This window comes from Methylobacterium sp. CM6257, from assembly GCF_054611515.1.
The window spans coordinates 6,622,650-6,637,500 of the sequence record NZ_CM137735.1; the positions used below are offsets into that span (position 1 = coordinate 6,622,650).

At 70.4% G+C, this 14,851-nt stretch carries 14 protein-coding genes; 4 read left to right on the plus strand and 10 right to left on the minus strand.

What is annotated here, in order from left to right; translation table 11 throughout:
• Positions 1–52: 52 nt before the first annotated feature.
• Entirely contained in the window at positions 53–661 is a 609-nt protein-coding gene (locus tag ACYCO6_RS32330) for a YceI family protein (protein WP_459767077.1), read from the plus strand.
• A gap of 144 nt (positions 662–805) precedes the next feature.
• On the opposite strand, the gene ACYCO6_RS32335 is transcribed toward ACYCO6_RS32330, so the two are convergent.
• The 4 genes from ACYCO6_RS32335 to ACYCO6_RS32350 all read right to left on the minus strand — a co-directional run bounded on the left by ACYCO6_RS32335 (position 806) and on the right by ACYCO6_RS32350 (position 5,388).
• A complete protein-coding gene (locus ACYCO6_RS32335) occupies positions 806–1,384 on the minus strand; it encodes an N-acetyltransferase family protein (RefSeq protein ID WP_459767079.1) in 579 nt (192 codons plus the stop codon).
• Positions 1,384–3,729, minus strand: a complete 2,346-nt coding sequence (locus ACYCO6_RS32340) for an Orn/Lys/Arg family decarboxylase (RefSeq protein WP_459767081.1) — start codon at positions 3,727–3,729, stop codon at positions 1,384–1,386. Before ACYCO6_RS32340 ends, ACYCO6_RS32335 begins: the two co-directional genes overlap by 1 nt.
• 274 nt (positions 3,730–4,003) lie before the next feature.
• On the minus strand, positions 4,004–4,984 hold the full coding sequence (locus ACYCO6_RS32345) for a hydroxyacid dehydrogenase (RefSeq protein WP_459767083.1): 981 nt from the start codon (positions 4,982–4,984) through the stop codon (positions 4,004–4,006).
• Positions 4,985–5,196: 212 nt separating this feature from the next.
• A complete protein-coding gene (locus ACYCO6_RS32350; RefSeq protein ID WP_459767085.1) occupies positions 5,197–5,388 on the minus strand; it encodes a hypothetical protein in 192 nt (63 codons plus the stop codon).
• A gap of 29 nt (positions 5,389–5,417) precedes the next feature.
• On the opposite strand from ACYCO6_RS32350, the gene ACYCO6_RS32355 reads away from it, so the two are divergent.
• Positions 5,418–5,924, plus strand: a complete 507-nt coding sequence (locus tag ACYCO6_RS32355) for a Crp/Fnr family transcriptional regulator (protein ID WP_459767087.1) — start codon at positions 5,418–5,420, stop codon at positions 5,922–5,924.
• Positions 5,925–5,955: 31 nt separating this feature from the next.
• Here the strand turns inward: ACYCO6_RS32355 and ACYCO6_RS32360 are convergent, their stop codons facing one another.
• Positions 5,956–6,996 carry a phytanoyl-CoA dioxygenase family protein gene (locus tag ACYCO6_RS32360; protein WP_459767090.1) on the minus strand — a complete coding sequence of 347 codons (1,041 nt, stop codon included), beginning with the start codon at positions 6,994–6,996 and terminating at the stop codon, positions 5,956–5,958.
• Positions 6,997–7,280: 284 nt separating this feature from the next.
• On the opposite strand from ACYCO6_RS32360, the gene ACYCO6_RS32365 reads away from it, so the two are divergent.
• The gene (locus tag ACYCO6_RS32365; RefSeq protein WP_459767094.1) at positions 7,281–7,466 is read left to right on the plus strand and encodes a hypothetical protein; all 186 of its coding nucleotides are present in this window, start codon (positions 7,281–7,283) and stop codon (positions 7,464–7,466) included.
• A gap of 33 nt (positions 7,467–7,499) precedes the next feature.
• Here the strand turns inward: ACYCO6_RS32365 and ACYCO6_RS32370 are convergent, their stop codons facing one another.
• Together ACYCO6_RS32370 and ACYCO6_RS32375 are read right to left on the minus strand one after the other, a co-directional pair.
• Positions 7,500–8,300, minus strand: a complete 801-nt coding sequence (locus ACYCO6_RS32370; RefSeq protein WP_459767096.1) for a nucleotidyltransferase family protein — start codon at positions 8,298–8,300, stop codon at positions 7,500–7,502.
• 1 nt (position 8,301) lies between these two features.
• Positions 8,302–9,390, minus strand: a complete 1,089-nt coding sequence (locus ACYCO6_RS32375; protein ID WP_459767098.1) for a CgeB family protein — start codon at positions 9,388–9,390, stop codon at positions 8,302–8,304.
• Positions 9,391–9,549: 159 nt separating this feature from the next.
• Between ACYCO6_RS32375 and ACYCO6_RS32380 the strand changes: the two genes are divergently transcribed.
• Positions 9,550–10,305 carry a hypothetical protein gene (locus tag ACYCO6_RS32380; RefSeq protein ID WP_459767100.1) on the plus strand — a complete coding sequence of 252 codons (756 nt, stop codon included), beginning with the start codon at positions 9,550–9,552 and terminating at the stop codon, positions 10,303–10,305.
• A gap of 9 nt (positions 10,306–10,314) precedes the next feature.
• Here ACYCO6_RS32380 and metB read toward each other — a convergent pair whose 3' ends face one another.
• The 3 genes from metB to ACYCO6_RS32395 form a co-directional block, all read right to left on the minus strand.
• Positions 10,315–11,475 carry a cystathionine gamma-synthase gene (gene metB / locus ACYCO6_RS32385; RefSeq protein ID WP_459767102.1) on the minus strand — a complete coding sequence of 387 codons (1,161 nt, stop codon included), beginning with the start codon at positions 11,473–11,475 and terminating at the stop codon, positions 10,315–10,317.
• A gap of 121 nt (positions 11,476–11,596) precedes the next feature.
• Entirely contained in the window at positions 11,597–12,508 is a 912-nt protein-coding gene (locus ACYCO6_RS32390; protein ID WP_459767104.1) for a BLUF domain-containing protein, read from the minus strand.
• A gap of 26 nt (positions 12,509–12,534) precedes the next feature.
• Entirely contained in the window at positions 12,535–14,262 is a 1,728-nt protein-coding gene (locus ACYCO6_RS32395) for a putative bifunctional diguanylate cyclase/phosphodiesterase (RefSeq protein WP_459767106.1), read from the minus strand.
• Between the last annotated feature and the right edge of the window lie 589 nt (positions 14,263–14,851).

Consider the following 14,851-nt stretch of genomic DNA (forward strand, 5'->3'; position numbering starts at 1 on the left):
CTGCCGGGGCGCACCGAATCGCGCTCGCCCGTCTGCTGTGTGGGAGACATCCTTGAAGTCGATTCTCGCCTCGAGCCTTCTGGCCCTGCTCGTCGCCACCCCGGCTCTGGCCCAGACACCGCCGACCCGCGATCCGGCGCAGATCCAGGCCGGCACCTACGCGGTCGATCCCAACCACACCCAGGTCGGCTGGCGGGTCTCCCATATGGGCTTCTCGAACTATGCCGGCGGCTTCTCGGACGTGTCGGGCACGCTGGAGCTTCAGCCGAAGAACCCGGCCTCCTCCAAGCTGTCGGTGAAGATCCCGGTGGCCTCGGTTGCGACCACCAGCGCCAAGCTCACCGACGAGCTCAAGAGTGACCAGTGGCTCGACGCGGCGAAGTTCCCCGACATGACCTTCGTGTCCACCAAGGTCGCGCCCGAAGGCAAGGACCGCGCGAAGGTGACGGGCGACCTCACGCTTCACGGCGTGACCAAGCCGGTGACGCTCGACGTCACCCTGGTGGGCGCCGGCGTGAACCCGCTGAGCAAGAGGGTCACGGTCGGCTTTGAGGCCACCGGCACGCTCAAGCGCTCGGAATTCGGCGTGAAGACCTACGTGCCGCTGATCGGCGACGACCTATACCTCACCATCGCGGGCGCCTTTGAACGGCAGGAGTAGGGGCAAACGCCGTCGTAGCGGGCGCAACGAAGCGACCGAGGGCGGCGCGACCGCAGTGAGCGTGGCACGTCCCGGACTGCTTCGCTCCGCTCGCGGGGATGGCGGCGTACCTGAGCCTTCCGATTGACTGCCGTGCGCCGCGTTCTACCCCGGGCGGTCCTCCGACCCGGTGCCCAGCGCCCGCTGGACCATCACGCTGTCCGCCCAGTGGCCGTACTTGAACGCCACCGCCCGCAAGTAGCCGACCCGCTCGAACCCGCAGGCCTCGTGGAGGCGCAGGGACGCCGCGTTCTCGGCGTCGATGTAGCCGATCATCTGGCGGTAGCCGCCCGCCGCGCAGGCCTCGATCAGGGCCGGCAGCAGCCGCCGGCCGATCCCCGCGTGCAGGTGGTCGGGATGCACGTAGATCGAGTGCTTGAGCGTGTAGCGGTAGGCCGGGCGCTTCCGGAACGGCACCGCGTAGGCGTAGCCCGCCACCGCGCCGTCCCGGTCGGCCACGAGGTGCGGCAGGCGCTTCTTGCGCATGGTCTTGCGCCGCCGCTTCAGGTCGTCGGGGAGCAGCCGGTCCTCCTCGGCGACACCGACGTCGCTGACGCCCCGGCTGATGTGGTGCTCGTAGATCGCCACCATGGCCTCGACATCGGCGTCCGAGGACGGGCGGATGACGATGTCGGGGCAGGACCGGGCCGGGACCGGGCCGGGCGTCTCGACCTCGATCTCCATCAGGCCCCCTCCCGCGCCACGTAGGTGTGGAAGCGGATCCGCCCGTCCGGGTCGACCTCGCGGTAGACGCCCTGGATCTCGGCCTCGAAGCCCGGGAACAGGTTGGCCGAGGCCTCGAACATCTTGAAGTAGTCGAGCATGGGCTTGGCCCGGTCGTCCAGGCGCTCGCCCGGCAGCACCGTGCCGATGCCCGGGGGGTAGACCAGCATCAGCGTGGTGGCGATCCGCCCCTCGGCCTCGGCGATCGGCACGTAGTCGACCTTGTTGCGGGTCAGCAGCTGGGCGGCCTTCTTGGGCGGCATCACCATCTCGGGCAGGTGCTCGGGGGCGAATTGCCGCCGCTGCAGCGTCGAGGTGCCGGCCTCCCGGTGGAAGGCGTGGAACTCGCCGCAGAGGTCGCGCAGGCGCACGCCCCGGTAGCGGTTCGGCCGGCGGTTGACGAATTCCGGCATGGCCTCCTCCAGCGGGACGTTGTCGTCGTGGAACCGCTTGAAGGCGACGAGGCCCGAGATCAGCGTGCCGGCCTTGGAGGATTCCACCCCCGGGGTCAGCAGGAAGAGCAGCGAGTTCAGGTCGTTCTTCTCGGCGACGATCCGGTTCTCACGCAGGTATTGCGCCACGATCGGCGCCGACACGCCGTGCTGGGCGTAGGCCCCCGTGTGCCGGTCGAAGCCCGGAGTCAGCACGGTGAGCTTGTTCGGGTCGGTGATGGCGTAGCCCGGCGCCACGTGGGTGAAGCCGTGCCAGCGCGCGCCCGGCTTCAGCTCCCAGTGGCGCGGCGTGGCGGCGAGCTCGTCGGTCGGCACGCTCTCCCACGGCACCTCGGCGCCGTCGGCGTTCACCGTCACGTCCGGTACGAAGGGGTCGAAGAACCAGCGCCGCGCCGGGTCGCGCTCGTTCTCCTCGAACTCGCGCCGGATCGCCCGGACCTTCTTGCGCCACTCGATCCCGAGCCGGATCGTGTCGTCCCACAGGATCATGCCGGAGCGCCCCTTCATCATCTGGGCGCCGACGTCGAGGGAGGCGAACAGGGGATAGAAGGGTGACGTGGAGGCGTGGACGAGGAAGCTCTCGTTGAGCCGCTTGTGCTCGACCCGCCGGGTCTGGCCGCGGATGTGGCCGTCCCGGGTGTGGATCTGCGAGGCCTGGGAGAAGCTCGCGAGCTGCTTGTGGGTCGACTGCGTGGCGACGATGCCGGGCGAGGTCTCGTCGAGGCCGGTCAGCCCCATGGCGAAGCGGCGGGCGTAGAGCGGGTGGAACTTCATGAAGCCCGCCCAGGCCTCGTCGAACAGGATGTAGTCGCAGAGGTGGCCGATCTTCTCCAGGATCTCCTGGGCGTCGTAGATCGTGCCGTCGTAGGTGCACTGCTCGATCACCGCCACGCGGAACGGCCGCTCCCGGCGCCACGCTTTCGGATCGGTCACCAGCGGGTTCCGGCGGATCTTCTCCCGGATCCGCGTCTCGTCCAGGGCTTCGTGGAAGATCGGGCCGATCAGACCGTAGGCGTTGCGGTCCGTTTCCAGGAAGATCGGGATGCCGCCGCCCAGGAACAGGGCGCCGTGGTGGGCCGCCTTGTGGTTGTTGCGGTCGAACAGGACGAGGTCGTCCTCCGCCACCAGGGAGGACAGGACGATCTTGTTGGAGGCCGAGGTGCCGTTGAGGACGAAGTAGGTCTTCTCCGCCCCGAAGATCTTGGCGGCCTCCTTCTGGGCCTTCAGCGCCGGGCCCTCGTGGGTCAGCAGGTCGCCGAGGTCGAGGACCGAGTTGTCGAGGTCGTCGCGGAAGATCGCCTCGCCGAGGTGCTCCACGAAGATCCGGCCGATCGGCGAGCGGTTGTAGAAGATGCCGCCGTTGTGCCCCGGGCAGGTCCAGAGCTGGTTGCCCTTCTCGGCGTAGTCGACCAGCGCGCCGAAGAACGGCGTCTTGAGCGTCTCGGCGTACTGCGTGACCCGGCTGACGAGGCCGCGGGCGATGAATTCCGGCGTCTCCTCGGCGAGGAAGATGTAGCCGTCGATGAAGTCGAGGAGCTCGACCGGGATGTCCTCCAGCCGCTTGCGGCGGACCATGATGACGATCGGCATCTCCAGGCCGCGCCGGCGCATCATGTCGATGAGGGCGGCGGCCTTGCCGTCGAGGCCGCGCTTGCCCCAGTCGACCACGAGGCAGCCCACCGCGGCGTCGGTCTGGACGGCGATCGCCGCGTCCTCGACGCGCCGGGCGCGCACCACCTCGAAGCCGCGCTGCTCCACGGCCGCCACGATCTGGTTGACGCGCGCGCCCTCGAGATCGTCCGGATCGAAGGCCGGGGCGCACATCAGGACCGTGAAGCGGCGGTGGAAGTCCATGGAGCCCTCTCTGCCGGGAATGCAGCGCGTGGCTTTCCGGGCCGTCTGCGACGATTGCATGACAAGGCGCGCGGCGGGCGGTCGCGGTCCGGACGAAAGGGCGTGATCCGGCGGGGTCGGGGGCATCGGAGCGCGGCCCTCCCACCCGCGCCCTCATCCTGAGGTGCTGGAGCGAAGCGGAAGCCGCCCTTCGAGGCCCGCTGACGCGGGCACCTCAGGATGAGTCGGTCGGAGGCTCGTCGCACGGCCCGTGGCGGCAACCGGTCTCAGGGCGTCACGGCGCGCGGCGCCGCTCCCAGACGGCCGGGTTGACCAGCCCGCCCGGCCGCCGGCCGGCGAGGACGTCGACCACGCGGGTCGCGGCGGTCTCGGCGGTGCGGATCAGGGCGGCCTCGGTGGAGCCGCCGACATGAGGCGTCAGGATCGCCCGCTCCTGGCGAGCGAGGGGGTGGTCGGGCGGCAACGGCTCCTGGGCGAAGACGTCAAGTCCGGCGCCCGCGATCGTGCCGGCCTCCAGCGCCTCGACCAGGGCCGCCTCGTCGATCAGGCCGCCGCGGCTGGTGTTGATCAGGAAGGCGTCGCGCTTCATCCGGGCGAGCTGGTCCCGGCCGATCAGGCCGCGGGTGGTGCGGGTCAGCGGCACGTGCAGGGAGACGATGTCGGCCTCGGTCAGGAGCGCGTCGACCGAGGCGGCCCGCAGGGCGCCGGCATTGGCGAAATCGGCGTCCGGGCGGCTCGGGCCGTAGGCCAGCACCCGCAGGCCCAGGGCGGCCCCGAGCCTGGCGGTCGCCTGCCCGATCGCCCCGAAGCCGACGAGGCCCAGCGTCAGGCCGGCGAGCTCGATCAGCCGGGCGGTGAACTTGAAGCTGTCGTCGCCGGCCCGGACGGAGCGGTCGGCCTCCGGCAGGGCCTTGGCCAGGGCGAAGATCAGCGCCAGCGTCTGCTCGGCCACCGAGACGGCGTTGGCGCCGGGCGTGTTGACCACCACGATTCCCGCGTCGGTCGCCTCGGCGGTGGCCACGTGGTCGGTGCCAGTCCCGTGCACGCCGATCACCCGCAGATTCGCCGCCTCCGCGATGGCGCGGGCCGGGAAGCCGGTGTTGCGGGTGATCACGGCCACGCAGCCGGCCACCTCGCGGGCCAGGGTGGCGGCATCGGTGCCGCTGGCCCGGCGCGGCTCCAACCCTGCCGCGCGCAGCCGATCGAGGCCCGCCGCGTGGATCGGCTGGACGATGAGGCACGGACCGGTGATCACGGAAGCGGCATCCTCTGCCGAAGAGGGGGGAGTGAGCACAAGTATTGCGCTGGCCTCGTCTAGGCGGAGCGCGCAATCCTGGCAACAGGCCGCCCGGTCACTCCAACCCGGCGCCCGGATCGGGCAAGTCGATCTTCGGTCAGTACGGAGGCAGGTGAAACTTCATCTGCCGGGATCGGGCCGGATGCGGCACGGCGCGCCGGACCCGCCGCTCAGCACGGTGCAGCGGCCCGGTCCGCGCCCGCGATTAGCCGGGCGTATTCCGCTTCCGCGGTCCCGTAGCTCGCATCGGCCACCAGCCTGAGCTGCCGGACCGGCTGGTGGCGGCGGATCAGCGGCTCCCCGGCCGGCAGTTCCACAGGGCGCAGATGCGGCTGCAGGGCTTCGAAATCCTTCTCCTGCATCGCTCGCAGGAGCTGGTTGCGCGACGGGCATGCGCCAGATCACGGCCTATCTGGTCCCGGGCGACATCTGCGATCTTGAGGCGACATCACTGTCGTGGGTGGATCACGCCATCGGCACGCTCTCGCCCCGCCGGGTGGCGCGGATCGGGCCGCTTCTGGAGCGCCCCACGATCGCCGCCGCCCTGCGGAAGAGCCGTCTGGTCGAAGCGGCGATCGCCCGCGCGTGGCTGGTGAATATCGGCCGCCGCTCGGCCTTGGAGCGGCTGGCGCACCTGTTCTGCGAGCTGCTCGTGCGCCTGCAGGCGGTCGGTCTCGTCAGCGACGACGGCTACGCCATGTCGGTGACCCAGACCGATCTGGCCGACACGACGGGCCTGGCCAGCGTCCACGTGAACCGTCCGCTCCGGGATGTGCGGAGAAAGGGGCTGATCGAGCTGTGCAAGTGCCGCCTGCGGATCCTCGACCTGCCGCGCCTGCAAACGCTCGCGGAGTTCGATCCCGCCTACCTGCGCTTGGCGCCGCGGAATGCCGCGTAGGGGGACGCTCCCGTCCCCCGGATGCTCCGGCTCAGACGATCCGGGGCGGTGCGTCGGCCGTGAGCGGGCCGACCGGACGCCAGACATTGCGGCGCAGGCCGAGCTGCTCCAGCCGGTCGAGCAACCACCACTCGATCCGGGTGCGCCAGCGCGCGAGACCGGTGAGCGACCAGAGATCGAAGCCGGCCAGCGGCAGGAACGGGTTGTGGCGGTCGTAGGCCCAGACCTCGATGCGCACCGCCGGTCGCAGGGACGGGCCGCGGGCGTGGAAGCCCACCGTGTCGCCCACCACCAGCGTGTTGCCCGGGACCGCGAAGGCCACCGGGTTGGCGTAGCCCATCCGCTTCAGCTCCGCCGTGCTGGCCCGGAACGAGCCGCGGCCGCTGAGGCGGTCGAGACCGCGCGCCGCGTTGACGGCGGTGCGTCGCTCCCAGGCCAGGCGCCGCTTGGTGAGGCGGTGCGAGCCCGGCACATAGGTGAACGGCCCCTCGTCGGCGGCGACGTCGGTGAGGAACAGCCACGCCTTCATGGTCGGGTGGAAAGTGTCGATGTGGAAGTTGGTCTGCGGATCCGGGGGCGCGTCAGTGACGTGCGACAGGATCGTCTGCACGGTCAGGATTGGCTCGCAGTTGAAGCTCGCCACGTAGCGCAGCAGGTTTTTCCACTCCGGCATGGCGAGGAGCTGGCGCATGGCCGGCATCCGCTTGAGGGTCTCGGGATCGAGCGGGATGCGGCGGGTGACGGTGTCGCCCTGAACCTGCTCGCGACCCTCGGCGGCGACGCTCGTGACCTCGGCGTAGACCGCCCTGTGCAGGTCGGCCGGCATGAAATCGGCACGCTTGATGAAGCCGTCCCGGGCGAAGTCGGTCCGGTCCTGGGTGCTGACGAGGTGGGCGAGCTGGCGGCGGCGCAGGCCCGCCATGGCGTGGGCCAGACGCACCCGCACCGTGTGCAGCCCGGCCCGGTTGAGCCGCTCCGAGCCGAGGATCGGGTTGTCGACGAAGGATTTGGCTCCAGTCAGAAGCTGGGCGACCCAGAGCGGCGCTGCTGCCACCCGCGCGATGGACTTCATGCAGGTTCCCTCAAGGCTTCGTCGGCCGGCGGGCCGCTCGTAACTGGGATAAAAAATGTTAATCTCAGAGATGCTGCATTCGAAGATTGGTGACTGAATAAGGCGGATTTTGGTAGAGGCGATACTTGAAAAACGAATCTTTGTTGCGATCCGGCAACGTCCTGTCCATGGCGGAGCTGGCTGCGTCGGATCGGTCTCGCCTTCGTGATTGTGCGATGCGGGATCGGCAGGGAGTCCGACGTGTTGATGTTGCTCGACGTAACATCGCCGCCGTGAGGTTCCGTATGGCCGACCCCCTCGAGATCCTGGAAGAGCAGGTCGTGGACTTCGCCCAGGCCGCGCGGGCGGCCATCGAGGTGCGATTGCAGCAGATCCCCGAAGGCGAGCGCTGCGATTTCTGGGCGCTTGTGGCGAAGCTCTACGCCCGTGCGGCTCCCGGCGACGCGACGCGCGACCCGGCCGCCGGATAGGCCGAATGTTTCACGGGAAACACAGGCCCGGCGCTACTCGGCCGGCCTGAGGGCCGCGGGAGCCCGTGCGGCGGGGGCACCGAGCGACAGCCGCGCTTCCGCAGCCGCCGTATCGGCACCTGCCAAGAGCGTCATGGCGGCGCGATAGCCGTCCAGCGTGCCGACATCGACATAGGCCGACCCCGCCCGCACGCCGACGGCGCGACCACCCCCTGCCAGATAGGCGTTGACGAGGGTCCCAATATATTCGTCGGCGCAGAGCCTAGCGAGCCAGAGGGCGTGCAGCTCCATCAGCACCCGTCCGGGCATCTTGAAGGCGCCCCAGATCCAGTTCGAGGCGGCGCCCGGCTGCTTGACCTGGATCTCGCGCACCGCGCCGTCCCGATCCACCACCACCGCGTCGAAATTCTCCGGCCGCTCGACGGGGAAGAGCAGGAAGGAGAGGACGTCGTCGGGCAGCTGGATCAGGGCGTCCTGCGGCAGCCAGACCGTGTCGGGCAGGCCGACGATCACCGGCTCGTCCGGAGCGATCAGCGGCAGCGCGGAGAAGACGGCGTCGCACAGGCCGCTCGGCCGTGGCTGCACTACGTAGGCGATCGGGGTCTCGCCGTAGCCGGCGCCGAAATACTCCACGATGTCCGATTTGCCGGGGGAGATCACGAAACAGATCTTGCGGGCGCCGCCGCGGATCATGCGCTCCACCAGATGCTCGCTCACCGCGCAGGGACGCTCCATCCCGTCGCGCAGGCGGCTGCCCACCGGAAGCAGTTCCTTCGAGAAGGCGAGGGGCTGGATCCGGCTGCCCCGCCCGGCTGCAGGCACAATCCCCCACATCTCAGACAGACTCCGCTGGTTCGGGAACGCCGCGTTCGGAGAGCGCGCGTTCGAGATCGTCGAGGCGGCGCTCGGAGGTGTGGTCCGCCAGCGTGCGGGCCCGGCCCGCCTCGGCGATGCGGCGGATCTCGGCCTCGCTCCTGTCGAGGGCTGCCAGGACGTCGGTGCCGTCGCGGGCGATCAGGATCTCCTCGCCCGGCCGGAAAAAGGCGTCGAGCCCCTCCCAGGCATCGCTGATCACGGCCGTTCCACAGGCGGTGGCCTCGAACAGGCGGCCGGAGGGACACCAGCCCATGGCGGCCATCGCGGCCCGGGTGACGTTGAGTGTCAGGCGCGAGGCGGAGAAGAAGGCCGGGTGCTCTGCCGGCGGCAGATGGCGGACGAAGTGGATGTTCTCGGTCCAGGGGAAATTCGCCGGATATTGCGCGCCCCCGATGAGGAAGCGCTGCGCCGGCCGCTGCCGGGCGGGCTCCACGAAGAGCGCCGCCAGCGCGGCTTGCCGGTCCGCCGCGTAGGTCCCGAGATAGGAGAGATCGGCGCGGTACTGCGGCTGCGGCTCGGCCGGACAATGGACCTCCGGGTCGACATGCCCGTAGAGCGGCCGGGCGTGTCGTGCGCCGAGATCCCGGCGCAGGGCGTCCAGCGCCTCCCCGCCCGTGTAGCTCAGGACGAGATCGAACCCGCCGAGGCCCCCGGGGCCGATATAGCCGACATCCTCGCCGGCGCGCAGGCGCGCCAGGGTGACGGGGGTGTCGAGATCGTAGAAGACCCGTCGCGCCCGGGGCGCCGCCAGCACGATCTCGGTGGCGGGAAGCGCGTCCGGGCAGTACGAGGTGACGATCGCCGCGTCGGCCTCGGCCACCGCCCGCACCGCGCCGGCGCGGATCTCTGAAAACGCGCCGTACAGCACGAGCTCGCCGCCCGGCAGTTCCGCCAAGTCGCGATGGGCCCGGTAATAGGGGACGTCGCGCTCGAAGAACACGACTTGGTGGCCGCGCCGGGCCATGGCCCGGCACAGCCCCCGCCAGAGGGTGGCGTGACCGTTGCCCCAGGACGAGCTGACGGTCAGACCGAAGACGACGATCCTCACCCGCGCTCCCGTTCGGTCCGGCCCGGCTGCGGGGCGGACATGAATCCCGAAGGGAGAACCTCGCGAAACCGCTCTGGTTCGCTCGCGCTACGAGGCGGTGGCCCTGTGGCCCCGGCGTCGTCGCCTTCCTGGCTGCCGCAGGGTAGCAGCAACCTCAGCATGACGACATCGCGCTGGCGCACCCTTCGCAACGATCACGCCCGGGCGCGGCTGGAACGAGCGCTGCCGCCGCTCTTCCCCATCCCGGTCCTGCAGCACGCCCTGACGCGCCCCCTGATCCCGCCGACGCCCCGGCTCGCCGTCGAGAGCTACTGGCGCACCCACATCCTCCGGGCCGACCGGCTGGCGCGCGCCCTTGCGGCCTGCTCGGGCCAGCCGGAGGGCTGGACGTGGCAACTGGGGACGGAATGTCGAGCTGGGAGCTTCCGGATTCCGCCCGCCCCGTACCGCGACCCGGCTTTCGCGCGCGGCCGCGGTGCCTGCTGCATCTGCGGCCAGCCGGTCTTCAAGTTCGGGTGGCACCGGGATCTGTGGAAGCGCGGTGTGCCGAACGGCAATGCGGCTTGGCACGCGGCCTGTGTCGCGGCGTGGAAGTTCTGGATTGCCCCGCACGCGCAGATGCGGGCGCTGAAGCTCCGCCAGCACCATCGCTGCGCGACCTCCGGCAAGCGGCTCTTGCGTACCGCCGAGGTCGATCATGCGCTGCCGCTTTACCGGGTCTGGCGCGAGCATCGCGGCCTTCCCTGGCCGGACCTGCTCGCCTTCTGGGGGGCTCCGAACTTGCAGGTCGTCAACCGGGCCGTGCACGTCGACAAATGCCGAGACGAGGCCGCCGAGCGTTCCCGGACCCTGCGGCTCTCCAAGTTCCGGGTGGTCGAGGAGGAGGCCGGGTTCCAGGTGATCGAGGAGGAGTGAGCAGCCGGCTCAGCCGCCGACCGCCTCCAATGCCCGGGACAGGTCGGCCAGGAGATCGGCCTCGGCCTCGAGCCCCACCGACAGGCGCAGCAGCCCGTCGGTGATGCCCGCGATGGCGCGCGCCTCCGGGTCCATCGCCGCGTGCGTCATGGTCGGCGGATGGGCGACCAAGCTCTCGACGCCACCCAGCGACTCGGCCAGCGTGAAGACCCGCAGCGCCTCGACGAAGGTCCGCACCGCATCGCGTCCGCCGGCCAGCTCGAAGCTCAGCATGGCACCGAAGCCGGCCTGCTGCGCCTTGGCAAGGGCGTGGCCCGGATGCGCGGGCAAGCCCGGATAGTGGACGCGGCTCACGGCCGGGTGCGCGTCGAGGAAGGCGGCCAGGGCTGCCGCGTTCCGCTGCTGCTGCTCCACGCGCACGAACAGGGTGCGCAGGCCCCGCAGCGTCAGATAGGCGTCCAGGGGCGAACCCGTCACGCCGATCGTGTTGGCCCAGGCGGCGAGTTCCTCGCCGACCGCCTTGTCGGCGGCGATCACGGTGCCGCCGATCACGTCGGAATGGCCGTTCAGGAACTTGGTCGTGGAATGGACGACCAGATCGGCCCCGAGGGTGATCGGCTGCTGCAGGGCAGGCGACAGGAAGGTATTGTCGACCACCGCGAGTGCGCCGACGGCCTTCGCGGCGGCCGTGACGCGACGGACGTCCACCACCCGCATCAGCGGGTTGCTCGGCGTCTCGACGAGCACGACCTTCGGCTTCTCGGCCAGGGCCGCCGTCAGTGCGTCCGGGTCGGTCTGGTCGATGAAGGCGACGCGGTAATGGCCCCGGGCGCTGCGGAAGCTGAGCAGGCGGTGCGTCCCGCCGTAGCAGTCGTGCGGGGCGACCAGGAGATCGCCCGGCCGCAGGCTGGACAGGGCGAGATCGAGGGCGGCCATGCCGCTCGCGACCATGACGGCCCGGGCGCCACCCTCCAGCTTGGCGATCGTGTCGGCCAGGGCATCGCGGGTCGGGTTGCCCAGACGCGAGTAATCGTAGGGACCGGGCTGCTCGAAAGCGGGGAACTTGAAGGTGGTCGACAGGTGGATCGGCGCGATCACCGCGCCGAAGGCCGCGTCCTGAGCGACGCCGTTGGCTGCCGCGATGGTGCGGGCCGCTAATCCCTCTGACATCGATTCTCTCCGCGCCGAACCACGCCGCCCGCCGACGAGCGAGCGGCGCGCGTTCTTTATGACGAACGCATCCGGCTATCAAGAGAACGGTGCTCGGTGTTCCCGGCCGGCGGGATAGCGGTCAGGCCGCCCGGACGTCGGGGAGTTCCTCCCGGCCGGTGTCGTCGCGCGGCCGGCTCTGCCCGGCCTGCTGGATGTCATCGGCTTCCTGGGCCATAGCCCGCGCGAGGAGCTGCGCACGCCCGGCCCAGAGGTCCCGCTCGCCGCGCATGATATCGAACCGGTGCTCCGCCGAGGCCAGCGCCACCTGAAGGGCGTCGATCTCCGCCCGCAATTCGGTCGTGCGCTGACGCTCGCTCGTCAGCGCCGCCTTGAGCACGCAGAGGGCCGCATCGGTCGCCCCCCGCGCCACGGCGGGCCTGCCCTTGCCGGCCTGGGCGTCCGGCGGCCGGACCGCGGCCGGCGCAGCCGGGGGGAGAGCTGCGGCGGGCGCCGCGGCCTCCGGACGAAGCTGCGCGATCTCGGCACGCACCTGCGCCACGTCGAGACCGGCCGCGCCGCGGCCCTGCGCGGCATCTTGGGGAGGCACCGCGGCGGCCGGGACGCCCTCTTCTTCCAACACCAGCCCTTGCAGCATGGAGAAGACGCGGTCGCCGTCGAGGCGCGAGAGATCGAAGCCGCTCTCGGCCGCGATGCTGCTGAAGCGGGCCTGCCCCTGGGCCGACTGACCCACGAAGGCCATGGACCAGTTTGCGAAGCCGCGGCCTTCCGTCGGCCCGCATTGCAGGACCGTGACGTCGCTGTGGCGGAGATCGCGCTGGATCCGCTCGAAGGTCGCCTCGACGCCCTGGCGCGGACCCTCGAGGACCTGCGCGAAGGCACCCGCATTGAACATCAGCGCGCCGGTCACGCCGACCGCCCTGTTGTTCCGCTGCGAGGCGTCCAGGATCTGCCGGACGGCCGCCGTGACCTCGGCCTCCGGTCCCTGGAGCAGGTTCTTGCTGGCGTAGACGAGGCGGTAGAGGTCGCTCATAACGGTGCGTCCGAGAGGGGAGGGGATCAGGCCTGCGGGTAGCTGGCGAAAACCTGGACCAGATCCTCGATGGGAACCGGCTTGCTGATGAGATAGCCCTGGACGTCGGTGCAGCCCTCCAGCCGGATGCGCTGCATCTGCTCCGGGGTCTCGACACCCTCCGCCACCGTGGTCATGCCGAGGCTCTTGCCGAGCCCCGCGATGGCCCGGATGATCGCCTCGCCGTCGGGCTTGGTCGCCAAATCCTTCACGAAGGACCGGTCGATCTTGATCTTGTCGAACGGGAAGCTGCGCAGGTAGCTGAGCGACGAGTAGCCGGTGCCGAAATCGTCCATCGAGACGCGCACGCCGAGTTCCCGAAGCCGGTGCAGGGTCTGGAGCGTATTCTCGTTCTCCTGCAGCAGGACGCCCTCGGTGATCTCAACCTCCAGCCGCTGGGCGGGCAGCCCCGAGGTCGCCAGGGCCGAGATGATCGTCTCCACGAGCCGGTCGCTCTTGAACTGCGCGGGTGAGACGTTCACCGCCACCGACATGGGGGCCGGCCAGGTCATGGCGTCGCGGCAGGCCTGGCGGATGACCCATTCCCCGATGGGCACGATCAGGCCGATCTCCTCGGCCAGCGGGATGAAATCCAGGGGCGAGACCAGGCCCCGTTCGGGATGCCGCCAGCGGATCAGGGCCTCGCAGCCGATCAGCTTGCCGCTCTCAAGCTGCAGTTGCGGCTGGTAGTGCAGCTGGAACTCGCGGCGCGCCAGGGCTTGGCGCATGTCGAGTTCGAGCTTGCGCCGCGCCTGCATGCGCGCGTCCATCTCTGGCTCGAAGAACCGGTAGGTCCCGCGCCCGTCGAGCTTGGCCCGATACAGGGCGAGATCGGCGTTCTTCAGGAGCTTGTCGGCGTCGACCCCGTCTTCCGGGGCGAGCGCCACGCCGACGCTGGCGCCAATCGTCAGGAGGTGTCCCTCCACCATGTAGGTCCGGCCGATCAGGTCGACGATGCGGCGGGCCAGCACCTGCGTCCCGGCGGCGTCGCGGATTCCGGCTTGCAGGATGACGAACTCGTCGCCGCCGATCCGCGCCACCGTGTCGGTGGGGCGCACCGTCGAGCGGAGGCGGTCGGCGACCTTCTCCAGCAGGGCGTCCCCGATCGGGTGGCCGAGCGTGTCGTTGACCGGCTTGAACCGGTCGAGGTCGATCAGAAGGAGGGCGCAGGCCTCGCCGCTGCGCGCCAGGCGCGCGAGGGCCTCGGCGAGGCGCTCGCGCAGGAGCAGGCGGTTCGGGAGGCCCGTGAGCGGATCGAGGCGGGCCATCTCGTCGGCGCGGGCCTCGGTCGCCTTGCGGGTGCTGACATCTTCCAGCGTCACGACCCAGCGCCCGCCCGCGGTCGGGTGAAGCTCTGCCTGGACCGTGTGGTCCCGGCCCCGCAGCTCGAACACGACCGGCTGCCGGCGCTGGAGCGCGTGGCGCAGGGCGCTCATCGCCGTGCGACGCTCCTGCGCCGTCCCGCCCCGGAGGGCCCGCAGGAGCGGCAGTGCGGACGCGTTCTCCCGCACCGTCACGTTCAGGCTGGACAGGAGATGCTGCGCGGGGCTGCTCGCGACGACGATCGTCCCCACGCCGTCGATCATCAGCAAGCCCTGCCGGACCGCGTCGAGGTAGCCGATCAGGGTGTCGCGGGTCACCATATCCAGGTCCGGCCGGATCGGACGCGCCGCCCTCCGGCTCACCACGGCGACAGGCTGGAGATCAGCGCTCATGCACGGGGCCTTGGAAAGGGTCTGCCCGGCACAGCCCGCGGCAGGTAAACCCTGCCCTTCTAGGAGAGGAGATGCTAACTTCTGGTTTAACGCTCACCGAGGCGCGAATTTAACTTGCGTGATCGGGACTTGGTTTGGCCGTGTTCAGAACCGCGTGCGGCATCGCCGCTCCCGGCGCGAGGCCGGAGCTCGCCAACACACAGCGCCGAAATCGGTTTTCGGGATCGGCATGGAGCGCCCTTGTCGCCGTGGACCGTCTGGATGATCCGCAGATTGCCGGTCAGTTCGGTCGCCGGCGTCCTGCACACGGCTGTAGGGTGGGGGCCCCGTGTGGGCCGGTGGGCGCAGCTCACCGGCGCGCTCGCACCTCGCGCTGCAACGGCCTCGATGGTGGTTTGTGCAGGCCCATCCGACGGCTGCCGCCTGCTGGCAGCGCGGGGCGCCGGCACCTCGTGCAGGCCCTTGACGGCGGGGCGGTGATCCTTACATCAGCGCTGTCGGCAGCGACGTCACGCTGTCTGTCGAACTCCCCCACAGATCTGCCGCGCGAGCTCGATCCGATCGGGTCGGGTTGCTGTCGGGCCTGAGC